Below are 12943 nucleotides of genomic sequence, written 5' to 3'. Positions count from 1 at the left end.
ACGCATGTCCGACACCACCCCCGCCCACCCCTCCAACTCCCGCCCTGTCCCTCAAGTCCCCCTGTCCAGACGCGGGTTCGTGGCCGTCGCGAGCGTCGGCGCCGCCGCGGGACTGCCCGCCCTCGGTCTCGCGGTGCCGCCTGCCTCCGCCGCGCCCCAGTCCTCCGCCCCGGACACCGCCCCGGCCGCCTTCACCGCACACCGCTTCACCGATCCGCCCAAGACCAGCCGCCCCACCGTCTACTGGTACTGGAACGGCCCCGTCACCCCGGAACTCGTCGACCGGCAACTCGCGGACCTGCGGGACAAGGGCATGTACGAGGTGATCCTCTTCTCCTTCGACAACGACGCGATGCGGCCCGTCTTCTTCACCGAGGAATGGTTCGACATCGTCGAGCACGTCCTGCGCACCGCGGAACGCACCGGCATGCGTGTCTGGCTGTTCAACGACGACCACTTCCCCAGCGGCCGGGCCGGCGAGTACATCGTCAAGGGCGGCACGGTCGGCTCCCGCGTCTACGAACCTCGCCCCGACCTGCGCCTGAAGGCCCTGTGGCGCTCCACCACGGTGATCGAGGGCCCCGCCCGCGCCGACCTGCGCCGCAGCACCGGCGTGGGCGTGGAGGCCGGACACCTGGTCGCCGACGCCGCGCTCCTCGACGGAGCCACCGTGCTGCGCGGCAGCGAACACTGGAGCGACCTCACCGTCACCGCGAGCGCCAAGGCGGACCACACCGCCGCCGGGTTGGTGGTCCGCGCCTCCGCCGACGCCCTGGACGGCTACGCGGTCACCTTCGACCAGACCGGCGTGGTCACCGTGCGGCGCCTGGCCCGCGGCCTCGACCCCGTCGAACTGCTGCGCAGCACCCGCACCGACGGCTTCAACAAGACCAAGTACCACGCCCTCACCGTCACCGTCCGCGGCGGCACCCTCTCGGTCACCCTCGACGGCCGCGCCAAGGGCTCCGTCGACGACGACCGCTACCCGTCCGGCGGGGTCGGGGTACGCGCGGTCGGCGACGAACGCGGCCTGTGGGACAGCCTCACCGTCACCGGGGCCGACGGCACCACGCTGTACGCGACCACGTTCGAGGACGCGGCCACCGCGGGCGACTTCCCCGAGCGGGCGGCCCTCGGCGTCCGGGCCGTCGCCGCCGCGGCCCGCCCGGCAAGCGCAACGGACGCGTCCGACGTCGTCGACCTGACCAGACGGCTCACCGGGGACGGCGTCTGGGAGGTTCCCGCGGGTCGTTGGCAGATCGACCTGTTCGGCGGCGTCCCGCTGGTCGACGACAGCCAGGGCTACAGCCGCAGCTACGTGGACCTGCTCGACGACGAGCCCGTGCGACTGTTCCTGGACATCGTCCCCGGTGAGTACTACCGCCGGTTCCGCCGCTACTTCGGGACCGTCGTCCCCGGCTTCTGGGACGACGAGCCGTTCTTCGCGTCCGCCGAGGCCCACTTCAAGCGGCTCCCCTGGTCACCCACGCTGGACGCGGCACTGCGCTCGGTGGGCGTCGAGCCCGGGGTGGCCTACGCCGGCGCCTTCGACGACCTGGGCCGCACCGGCCGTATCGCCCGCGGACGGTACTGGCAGGCCGTCTCCAACCGGTTCGCCCGCTACTTCCGTGCGCAGGCCCGCTGGTGCGAGGAGCGGGGCGTCGCACTCATCACCAACCCCCTCTACGACGAGGCCGCCCCCGCCAAGCGCGTCCCCACCACCGGTGACCTGCACAAGGTCCACCAGTGGGCCCAGATCCCCGGCGGCGACATCATCACCGCCGAGTACGTGCCCGGGCAGCAGACCATGCTGCCGCGCAACCCGGTCTCGGTCGCCCACCAGATGGGCCGGGAGCGGGCCCTGATGGAGATGTTCGGCAACATGGGCTGGCAGGTCACGCCGGGCTTCGTGCACGCGACCGTCGGCGCGCAGGCGGCCCGCGGGGTCAATCTGACGGTCCTGCACGCGCTGTGGACCGACGAGGCCGTCGTCTACTTCCCGCCGCCCTTCGGCCCCAGGGCGCCGTGGTGGTGGTCCATGCGCCCGCTCGCCGAGTGGATCGGGCGGATCATGGAAGCAGGCCGTGGCACGTCCGCGGCCCGCACGGCGATCCTCCAGCCCCAGCGAGCCGCCGAACAGTGGACGGGCACCGACCGGCAGGGCGAGATCGACGGCGCCCTCGCCGGCGCCGCCTACGCGCTGGAACGCGCCCAGGTCGACTTCGACCTCCTCCACGAGGGCGCCCTGACGGGCGACCCGGACCTGCTGGCCCACGCGCGGGTAAATTCCGGACGCCTCGCCGTGGGAGCCGCCCGCTACGACCTCGTCGTCCTGCCGCTCACCCCGGCCCTGGACACGGCGACCGTCCGCGTCCTGGACACGTTCGTCCGGGCCGGCGGGACCGTCGTCGCGGTGGGCGCGTTGCCCGCCGAGGAGTCCGACGGCAACGACCGCTCCCTCGGCCACGCCCTGCACGGCCTGTTCGGCGACACCGTGCCCGCGAGCCGCGCCGTCGGCCGGGGACGCGCGGTGCGGGTCGCCGACGTGGCGGGCCTCGGCGCCGCCGCCCACGACGCGGGGGCCGCGGCGGCCGTCCTCGAACCCGCCCGGGAGACCATCCGGGCCCTGCGGGCCACCCGGGGCAAGGACACCGTCTTCCTGTTCAACAACGAGAGCGCCACCGCGGTGACGACCACGGCGGTCCTGCCCGCCCAGGGCGCCCCCGAGCTGTGGGACCCCGCGACCGGCGAGACCGCTCCGGCACCCGTCCACCGGGCGAGCAGGCGCGGACTGCACCTGCCGCTCGCCTTCGCGCCGTACGAGACCCGGATCGTCGTCGTGCGTGAGGACGCCCCGGTCCGGCCCCACCTGACGGACGCCACCCTCGACGTCCGCTCCGTCGAACGGCACGGCCGCGGTCTGCGCGCCACCGTCGAGACCGGGTCTCCCGGCACCCACCGGCTCACCGGCACCGACTCCGGCCGCACCTACCGGGGCACGGTCCGCGTCGACGACCCGCTCACCCCGGTCCCCGTCACCGGCGACTGGGCCCTCACCCTGGACCGTGACGGGGACACCCCGGTCACCGGCCCGCTCGGCAGCTGGACCGGGCACGCGCCGCTGTTCTCCGGCAGCGGCACCTACACCACCGACGTCGACGTGGACCGCGCCGTCCTGGACGGCCGGCGGGTGCTGCTCGACCTCGGCGACGTACGGGACGTGGCCGGCGTGGTCGTCAACGGAAAGGCACTGGCCCCGCTGCTGTGGGCGCCGTTCGTCACGGACGTCACCGGCCTGCTCGTCGCGGGACGCAACCGCCTCGCCGTGCGGGTCTCCAACACCCTCTCCAACGAACGCAACAAGCCCCTGCCGTCCGGTCTGCTCGGCCCGGTCACCCTGCGGTTCAGGCGCCGCGTCACCGCCGCGCTGGACAGCGTCTGACGAGCCGCCCGCACCCAGGAACCCCTTCCCGGAGGACTCCCATGCCCCGATCGAGACCCCGCGTCGGACGCCGACGCCTCGCCCTGATGCTGCCCGCCGTGGTGACCGCCTTCGTCACCGCCGTGTCCGGCAGCGTCCAGGCCACCGCCGCGCCCACCGACGCGCTCACCCCCGCCCATCTGCGGACCCAGCACCTGGACGAGGCGCTCGGCATCGACGACACCACCCCGGTACTCAGCTGGAACACCACCGCCCGCACCCCGGGCGCCCTGCAGAGCGCCTACCGCGTCCAGGTGGCCACCTCACCCGAGCGCCTGCGCTCGGGCCGGCCCGACCTGTGGGACTCCGGCAAGGTCACCTCCGCCGTACCGGAGACGACGTACGCGGGCCGCACGCTCGGCTCCCGCGCCCGCGTCTTCTGGCGCGTCCAGCTCTGGTCGGGCAGCCGGCGGGCCTCCGGCTGGAGCGACACCGCCGTCTTCGAGACCGGCCTGACCCGGGCGTCCGACTGGCACGCGAAGTGGATCACCCACCCCGAGTGGCGGCTGAGCGAACGCGAGATCGAACCGGTCGTCGTCACACTGCCCCGCACGACGGCCCGTCACCTCCGCCTCGACGTCACCCGACTCGGCGCGCCGCTCAAGGAGACGGTCGACGCCCGCACCTGGCGCCTGCAGCTGGGTGAGATCGACGTACGGGACTCGGTGACCTCGACGACGGGCCTGGCGAAGGGCTCCGCCGTCACCGCCTCCGAAACGACCACCGTCCGCAAGACCTACGAGCCCGCGCTGGCCGTCGACGGCCTGGCCAACAGCGCCCTGCAGACCGCCGCCGGATACTCCAGCGCGCCGCACCCCTCCGCCGACACCTCGGCCACACCCATCACCCTCACCCTCGACCTCAAGACCGCCAAGACCTTCGACCAGGTCGCGCTGTACCCGCGCGCCGACGTCCTCACCGACGACGGCGGCGTCCCCAACTTCCCCGTCGACTACGCCCTGTCGGCGGCGGACGACCCGAACGGCCCGTACACCACGCTCACCCAAGTCACCGGCGGGCGACCGCCGAAGCCCTACCTGCCCGCCGGACTGCCCCTGCTCACTGACGACTTCACCCTCCCGCGCGGCATCCGCGGCGCCCGCCTCCACATCGCCGGACTGGGCGTCTACGACGCCACCCTCAACGGCGAGCCCGTCGGCGACGCCGTGCTGGAGCCCGCCAACACCGACTACCGCGAACGCGTCCAGTACGCCACGTACGACGTCACCGACCGCCTGCGCACCGGCGCCAACACCCTCGGCGTGGCCCTCGGCAACGGCATGTCCAACGTCGTCAGCACCGCCGACCGCTACCGCAAGCTGTACGGCAACATCAGCGACCCGAAACTCCTCGCCCAACTGGAGATCACCCTCGCCGACGGAAGCGTCCGCACCGTGACGAGCGGCGACACCTGGCGCACCACGCTCGGTGCCACCACCTCCAGCAACTGGTACGGAGGCGAGGACTACGACGCCCGCCGGGAGATCCCGCACTGGGACGAACCCCGGGGCGACCGTCGTTCCTGGGCCCGCGCGGTCACCGTGAGCGCCCCCGGCACGGCCACCGCACCCGCCGTGCTGAGCGCCCGGGAGACCGAGCCGATCCGGGTCGTGGAGACCCTCACCGGGAAGCAGGTCGACGGCGCCGACGGCAGCCACGTCTTCGACCTCGGCCGCAACATCGCGGGCTGGCCGGAGATCACCGTCAGCGCGCCCGCCGGCACGCAGATCCGTGTCTACCCGGCGGAGAGCCTGAAGGACGGCCACGCCTTCCAGTCCATCAGCAACGTCGGCGCACCCCTGTGGGACAGCTACACCACCCGCGACACCCGCACCGCCACCTGGCACCCGAGGTTCGGCTACCACGGCTTCCGCTACCTGGAGTTGAAGGGCGTGCCCGCGGGAGCCACCGTCTCGGTGCGGGGCAAGGTCCTGCGCACCGACAACGCCCCGGCCGGCACGTTCACCAGTTCCGACCCGCTGATCAACGGCATCCACGGGCTGATCCGCCGGGCCGTCGAGGGCAACATGATGAGCGTCCTCACCGACTGCCCCAGCCGCGAGAAGCTGGGCTGGCTCGAACAGGACCAGCTCGTCTTCCCCGCTCTCGCGGCCAACTTCGACATGCAGGCCCACCTGCGCAAGATCGTCCGTGACATGGCCGACGCGCAGACCACCGAGGGTCTGATCCCCAGCACCGTTCCGGAGTACACGAACCTCCCCGGCGCCTACCGCAACGACTCCAACTGGGGCGGCGCCTTCGTCCTGGTGCCCTGGCAGCTCTACACCACCTACGGCGACCGGGACACCCTGCGCACCTACTACCCCCGCATGCGGCAGTACGCCGACTTCCTCCAGACCCAGGTCTCGGGCGGCATCCTCGACTACGGCCTCGGCGACTGGTTCACCCCGGACCGCACGTTCCCGCGCGCGGTGTCCGGCACGTACGGCTACTGGCGTGTCGTCGACGCCCTCTCCCGGATCGCCGCCGTCCTCGGCGACGACACGGCCGCCGCGGACTACCGTGCCAAGGCCGACACCTCAGCCCTGTCGCTGGCCGCGAAGTACTACGACCGGGCCACCGGCACCTTCGCGGGCGGCGGTCAGGGGGCGGAGGCCCTCGCCCTCGACATGGGCGCCTACCCGGCGGGGGAGAAGTCCCGCCTCCTCGCGCATTTCGCCGGGTCCGTCGAGTCCGCAGGACACCACCTGCTCCTCGGCGAGATCTCCCTGCCCGCCGCGTTCCGTGTCCTGGCCGCGGCCGGCCGCGACGACATCGTCCACCGGATCGCCACCCGGACGACCAGTCCCAGCTACGGCTACCAGGTGCTCGCGGGCAACACCACGCTCGGCGAGTCCTGGGACGGTGGCCCCGGCCAGTCGCAGAACCACTTCATGCTCGGCGCCATCGACTCCTGGTTCACCAGCCGGGTGGCGGGCATCGCGCAGACACCCGACTCCGTCGGCTACGCGGAACTCCTCATCGACCCGGCCGTCACGGGCGACCTGACCTCGGCAGCGGGCTCCTACCGGACCCCCTACGGCCTCGCCCGCACCAACTGGGCACGCACCACGGACCGGTTCCGCCTCACGGTGGACGTCCCGGCGGGCAGTACCGCTCAGATCCACGTCCCCACCACCGACGGCCACGCCACCGCCCCGAAGGGGGCGAACCTGATCCGCGCCACGGCCGACGAGGCCGTGTACACGGTCGGTTCGGGCCGCTGGACGTTCCGCTCCACGTTGTCGTCCCGCGCTCCAGCACATTCTTGACTCTCGAAAAACATCCCGGACAACTCCCGTTCACTCACAGGTAACCGAATTCATGCATTAGGTCGGCGCGCGTATGCGATATCGCCTTTCTTTTTCCGGCGCCGGCACAACCAATCGGAAACACGGCCCGTCTAAGTCGGCGAATCGACGAGGCGGGGGTGACTTCCCCGGCCGGGACGCCACACGTCCCGAATGCTCTGGGGGGCTGTCAGGTATGCATGGTGCGACTTTGTATTCGGCCGCATTACGACGTGGCATTGCCCACCGGACAACAGCGCGACGCTCCGAAAGGGGCGGGGTGTGAAACCGGTGACCCTGGCCCCCGCCCCCGCGACGGACCCCTCCGCCGATCCGCCGTCCGGTCCGGCACGGGGGCGTCCCGGCCGGCTCCGTCTGCCCCGCCCCACCGGACCACGGCAGGCCGCCGCGCTGCTCGCCGCGTTAGTCACCGTCACCGCCTTCTGCGCCGCCGACGTCATCGCCCGTAGCTACCCCTTCGGCCCCCGCACCCGGAGCGTCAACGACCTGGGCAACCAGTACGTGCCGTTCCACGAACACCTGTGGGACCTGCTGCACGGAAAGGCCGACGGCGGTCTCCTGCTCAACTGGCAGTCCGGGTACGGCGCCAGCTTCCTCCCCGACCTCGGTACGTACCTCACCAGCCCGTTCGCCCTGCTCGTGGCGGTGTTTCCGCGGGACCGGATCGACCTCGCGGTGTATGTGATCACCGTGCTGAAGGTCGCGTCCGCCGCCGCCGTCATGGCCTGTCTGCTGCTGACCCTGCGACCGGGCCGCTGGTGGGCGGCGGGACTGCTGGGCGCGTCGTACGCCCTGTGCGGCTGGACCGTGGCGAGTGCCGTGTACAACCTGATGTGGCTGGACGGCCTCATCGCCCTGCCGCTGCTGTGCCTGCTCGGCGAATGGCTGCTGAACGGACGGCGTCAGATCCTCGGGGTGGTGGTCGTGGCCGCCGCCTGGATCGCCAATTTCTACACGGCGTACATGGCCACCCTGGCGGCCGCTCTCGTGCTGCTCCTGCGCCTGTGGCTCTGCGACCTCCCACGTCGCCAAAAGCTCGCCGCGGCGGGCCGCGCCGCGCTCACCGTCGTACTCGGCATGGGCCTGGCCGCGCCGCTGGTGTCGGTGATCTACTTCGGCACCACGCACGCCTCACCGGGCCGGTTCAAGGACTTCACGCCGGTGGCGACCCAGGACCTGCTGGCCCGCCTGCTGCCGACCACGTACAGCTTCAGTTCGCCGGCCGTCTACGTGGGCACCACCGCCCTGCTGCTGGCCCTCGCCCTGCCGTTCCACCGCGCGGCTCCCCGGCGGGTGCGCGCCGGATGGACCCTGCTGGTGGCCGGGGTGACGCTCTCGATGCAGTGGGCCCCCACCCAGCTCCTGTGGCACGCCTTCACACCACCGCAGGGCAGTTCGTACCGCGAGACCTTCGTGCTGTGCGCGCTGCTGGTGATCGCCGCCTGGCACTCCCTCTCGTACGGGCCACCCGACCGGCGCGCGCTGGGCGCGGCGGGCGCGCTGTTCGCACTGATCACCGCCCTCGCGAGCCGAAGCGACCTGGTGCGTTCCTTCACCTGGCCGGTGCTGCTCGTCGCCGCGGCGGGCGCGCTGGGCGGTCTGGCCCTGCTCCGCCACTCGGACGGCCCACGTCCCGTCGGCAACGGGCGCCGCACCCTGCCTGCCGTCCTCGCGGTGGTGCTGCTCATCGGCACCCAACTCGGCGAGTCCACCGCCACCTCCGCCGTGGCCACCCGCATGCGGCTCGGGCACATGGACGACTACGCGCCCTGGGGGGACCGGCGACAGCAGCAGGCGCAGGCGATAGCCGAGGCCGACGGCTGGCCCCGCTACCGTACCGACGCGGGCCGGGAGCAGACCGTCGGCAACGATCCACTGCTGGTGGGCGGTCAGGGCGCCCAGTACTACAGCAGCCACACCTCCGACGTGCTCTTCCGCACCCTCACCGCCCTCGGGGGCGGCTGGACCTCGGGCGGCCGCAGCCTGCAGAGCCTGGACAACGCCGTCACGGACGTCGTCTTCTCCGTCGGCGCCCGGGTGCACTCCCCGCCGGACCCCCATCAGAACTGGTTCCCGCAGGACGGCAGCCGGGTGAGGGTGACCCGTCGGGACGTACCGCCCCTGGTGACGGTACGACCGTCCACCGGCTCCGCACCCACGGGTGTCTCCGCGTTCGGACCGTCGCCGTACCGCAATCAGGAACTGCTGCTGGGCACCCGTGTCTACACCGTGCCCCGCCTCACGGTGCGGACCAGCACCGGGAAGCCACCGCACCGGAGCCACGGCGGACGGCCGGGCGTGCGCATCGCAGCCCTCGATCCCGGGACCGCCGTACCGAAGCCGACCATCACGGCCCGCTGCGCGGCGGGCAGCGAGGTGTACCTCTGGGCGCCGCACTTCGCGGGCACCGCACGACTCACCGGCGACTCGGCCGATGGCCTGACCGGGCGTTTCCGGTCCGATCCCGTCACCAAGATCGCCGCCATGCAGCGGCTGGGCACGGTACCGGCGTCCGGACGCCTGCGCGTCGAACTGTCCCCCAACCGCACGAGCGTCGTCCCGGACGGCGCGATCGGCTGCCTGGACACCACCCGCCTGCGCGCCGCCGTCGAACGGCTCAAGTCCACCGGTGCCACCGAAGTGACCGTCTCCGGCGGCACCATACGGGCCGCGCTGCCCGCCGGCAGCACCGGGACCGCCCTCGTCGCGGCCCCCAGGATCGCGGGATGGCGCTGCGCCGCGGACGGCGGCTCAGCCGAACCGGCCGGGCAGTACTACGGGCTGATCGCCGTCCCCCTCGACGGCTCCTCGACCAGCGTCACCTGCACGTTCCACCCGCCAGGTCTGCGCCTTGGCACCGCCGTCGGGGGTGCCTCGCTCCTGGCGCTGCTCCTGCTGTGCGCCTACCGGGCCGTCCGCCGACGGCGTGCCACTCGACCGTCGTAGTCCTGGGGGTGCGGACGCCGCGGCCGGCCGTTCGGCGGGCCGCGGCGTCCGTTCAGTCCTTGACCGCGCCGGCGGTCACCCCCGCGGCCACATAGCGCTGGGCGAGGACCAGCAGGATCGCCGCGGGGATCGAGGCGATGACGGCGGTGGCCATGATCGCGTTCCATTCCTGGTTGTTGTTGCCGATGTACTTGTAGATGCCGAGGGTGATCGGCCGCAGGTCGCCGCCGCCGTCGAGGGTGTTGGCGAAGACGAAGTCGGACCAGGCCCACAGGAAGCTGAAGAGCGACACGGTGACCAGCGCGTTGCGGCTGACCGGCAGGACCACCGACCAGAAGGTACGGACGGTGCCGGCGCCGTCGATGCGGGCGGCGGCGATCAGCTCGCCGGGGATGCCCGACATGAACGCGGTGAAGATCATGACGCCGAAGGGCACGGCGATGGTGGAGTCCGCGACGATCAGGCCCCACCAGGAGTTCTGCAGTCCGAGGTCGAGGAAGATGCCGTAGAAGCCCATCGCCATGACGATGCCCGGGATCATCTGCGCGACCAGCAGGGCGAGTTGGAGCAGACGGCCGCCGACGGGCCGGAGTTTGGCCAGCGCGAAGCCGGCCGGAGCGGCCAGGACCAGGGTGAGGACGACGGTGCCGAGGCCGATGAGCAGGCTGGTGGCGAGGTAGGGCAACTGGTCGTCCAGGACGGCCCGGTAGCCCTCGAACGTGGGGTGCAGGGGGAGCAGGTCGGGCGGGGTCTTGCGCATGTCCTGCTGGGGGGTGAGGGACACATTGAGCATCCAGTACACCGGGAACAGCATCAGCGCGGTGAGGACGAGTCCGATGACGGTGTGCCGGCGCCCGGAGGTAGGGGATTTCATGCTTCCTGTCTCCTCTGGACGCGGATGTACAGCAGGCCGAAGACGAGGGCGATGAGGATGAGGAGGTTGCCGACCGCCGCGCCGGGGCCGAACTTGGGCAGCAGGGTGCCGAAGCCGAGCTGGTACGACCACGTCGCCAGGGTGGAGGAGGTGTCCGAGGGGCCGCCCTTGGTCATGATCCAGATCAGGTCGAACACCTTGAGGGTGTAGACGAGCCCGAGGAGCAAAGTGATGGCTGAGACCGGGCGCAGCAGCGGGAAGGTGATGCGGCGGAACACCTGCCAGGTGCTTGCCCCGTCCAGGGACGCGGCCTCGTACAGCTCGGCGGGGATGTTCTGCAGGCCGCTGTAGAGGATGACCAGGTTGAACGGGATACCGATCCAGATGTTGGCGATGATGACCGAGGTGAGCGCCCAGTCGGGGGAGGTCAGCCAGCCGACGGGATCGACGCCGACGAAGTGCAGGAAGTAGTTCACGACCCCTGATTCGCTGTTGAACATCCATGACCATGTCGACGCGGACACGATCAGCGGGAGCAGCCAGGGGATGAGGAACAGGGCCCGCAGCACCGTGGAGAGCCGGAAGTGACGGTTGAAGAAGACGGCCAGGGCGAGCCCGATGACGTACTGGAAGGCGATCGACACGAACGTGAAGACCATGGTGTGGCGCATCGCCGGGCCGAACGTGGGGTCGTCCAGGACCGTACGGAAGTTGTCCAGTCCGGAGAACGGCGCGTCTCCGGACACGAACGACCGGACGGTGTAGTCACGCAGACTCAGGTCGAGGTTGCGGTAGAGGGGGTAGAGGTAGAACGCGGCGAGGTAGGCGACCAGCGGAGCGACGAAGGCCAGCGCGGTCAGCCGGCCTCTACGGCGTTGGCGGCGCCGGAGCGCCGAAGAGGCCGTGCGGTCCTCGGTGTCGGGATCCCCGGAGGTGACCGGGGACGGCCGCCTGCGACGGTCGACGCGGGCGATGGTCATGCGAACTCCTGGATGCGGGTGGCGTGTTGCTTCGCCGGCTCTCGGGTGGGTGTCAGCCCTTGGCGGCGGCGGACTGCGCCGCGTCGAGGGCGTCCTGCGGGCTCTTGCCGCCGGACAGGGCACCCTGCACCGCGGTCCACATCGGCTGCGAGATGGTCGGGTACTTGGTGCCCAGGCCACCGCTGGTACGACCGCGCGCCGACGCGACGGCGTCCACCCACGGCTTGAGTTTGGGGTTGGCCTTGATCTGCTGGGCCTGTACCTCGGCGGTGGGGGCCACATACGCCAGGGTCGTGTCGGTGGAGAGCAGGTTGGCGGAGTTGATCAGACAGGTGACGATCTTCTTGCTGACGTCATAGCGCGCGGTGTCCTTCTGCACCGGGACGGTGACGAACTCGCCGCCCGTCGGCACCGGCGCCGAACCACCGTTCTGTGCGGGGATACTGATGACACCGCTGCTGAACGTGGCCTTCTCCGCGTTGCCGAGCTGCCAGGTGCCGTTCTCGCCGAACGCGTAGTCGCCGGTGGCGAACTCCTGCCAGCTGGTGGTCTGGGTGTTCTGCAGGACGTCCTTGGGTGCGTAGCCGGCGTCGACCCACTGCTTCCACAGGGACAGAGCCGCCACGCCCTTCGCCGAGTTGAGCTTCGTCAGGTCCCCACCGGCCCCCCAGAACCACGGCAGGAACTGGAAGCTGCCCTCCTCGGTGTTGATCGCGGAGAACGTGATGCCCTTCTTGCCCGCTGCCGTGACCTTCTTCAGCGCCGCCGTCAGGGACGCCCAGTCCTTGATCGAGGCGGGGTCCACGTGGGCGGCCGACAGGACCTTCTTGTTGTAGTAGAGGGCGAGTGTGTTGGCGCCGATCGGTACGCCGTAGGAGGCGCCGTCGATGGTGCCCGCGCCGATGATGTTCTTCTGGATGGGCTTCGTGTCGAGGCCGACGTCGCTCGTCTTGTTGAGGATCCCGGCCTCGACGAGTGTGGAGACGACCGGGTTGTCCACCAGCATCACGTCGGGCGCGTTGCCCTGCTGCGCCGCCAGCAGCGCCTTGTTGCCGAGGTCGGTGGTGTCGAACCCGGTGCGCTTGACCTTCACTCCGGCGTCGGTGCCGCACTTGCTGACCAGCTTGCCCCAGGCCGAGGTGGCGTCGAACTGCGGGTACGGGTCCCAGAAGGTGTACGTCGCCCCGGCCTTGCCGGCGGAGGAGGAAGAGGATCCGGAGCCGCCACCGCAGGCGGTGGCGGAGGCGAGGGTGCCGAGGACGGCGACGGCGGCGAGCAGGTTGCGACGGGTGTGTCTCACGGTGACCTCGTTGTCTTTGGGACGGTGCGCAGGGAGTGAGGAGGTGAAGAG

Annotated in this window: 6 protein-coding genes; 3 read left to right on the top strand and 3 right to left on the bottom strand. The window is 71.4% G+C overall.

All coding sequences use genetic code 11. The features are described from left to right. Positions 1-4 precede the first annotated feature (4 nt). From ACFYRY_RS24450 to ACFYRY_RS24440, 3 genes are all read left to right on the top strand, one after another. Entirely contained in the window at positions 5-3442 is a 3438-nt protein-coding gene (locus tag ACFYRY_RS24450) for a glycosyl hydrolase (protein WP_389149366.1), read from the top strand. 41 nt (positions 3443-3483) lie between these two features. Beyond that, the gene (locus tag ACFYRY_RS24445; RefSeq protein WP_389149363.1) at positions 3484-6753 is read left to right on the top strand and encodes a family 78 glycoside hydrolase catalytic domain; all 3270 of its coding nucleotides are present in this window, start codon (positions 3484-3486) and stop codon (positions 6751-6753) included. 300 nt (positions 6754-7053) lie between these two features. Next, positions 7054-9738: a YfhO family protein gene (locus tag ACFYRY_RS24440; protein ID WP_389149360.1), complete on the top strand. Its 2685-nt coding sequence runs from the start codon at positions 7054-7056 to the stop codon at positions 9736-9738. A 52-nt stretch (positions 9739-9790) separates the two neighbouring features. Here the strand turns inward: ACFYRY_RS24440 and ACFYRY_RS24435 are convergent, their stop codons facing one another. Genes ACFYRY_RS24435 through ACFYRY_RS24425 form a run of 3 tightly spaced genes read right to left on the bottom strand, consistent with a single transcriptional unit; the run spans position 9791 to position 12892 of the window. Beyond that, positions 9791-10612, bottom strand: coding sequence for a carbohydrate ABC transporter permease (locus ACFYRY_RS24435; protein WP_389149357.1), 822 nt, complete (start codon positions 10610-10612; stop codon positions 9791-9793). After that, a complete protein-coding gene (locus ACFYRY_RS24430; RefSeq protein WP_389149354.1) occupies positions 10609-11592 on the bottom strand; it encodes a carbohydrate ABC transporter permease in 984 nt (327 codons plus the stop codon). The genes ACFYRY_RS24435 and ACFYRY_RS24430 overlap by 4 nt, the downstream gene beginning before the upstream one ends. A 52-nt stretch (positions 11593-11644) precedes the next feature. Beyond that, positions 11645-12892: an extracellular solute-binding protein gene (locus ACFYRY_RS24425; RefSeq protein WP_389149351.1), complete on the bottom strand. Its 1248-nt coding sequence runs from the start codon at positions 12890-12892 to the stop codon at positions 11645-11647. Positions 12893-12943: the final 51 nt, after the last annotated feature.

Source organism: Streptomyces sp. NPDC005263 (genome assembly GCF_042872365.1).
In the GTDB taxonomy this organism is placed as follows: domain Bacteria; phylum Actinomycetota; class Actinomycetes; order Streptomycetales; family Streptomycetaceae; genus Streptomyces.
This window is presented reverse-complemented; position numbering and strand designations above follow the sequence as displayed.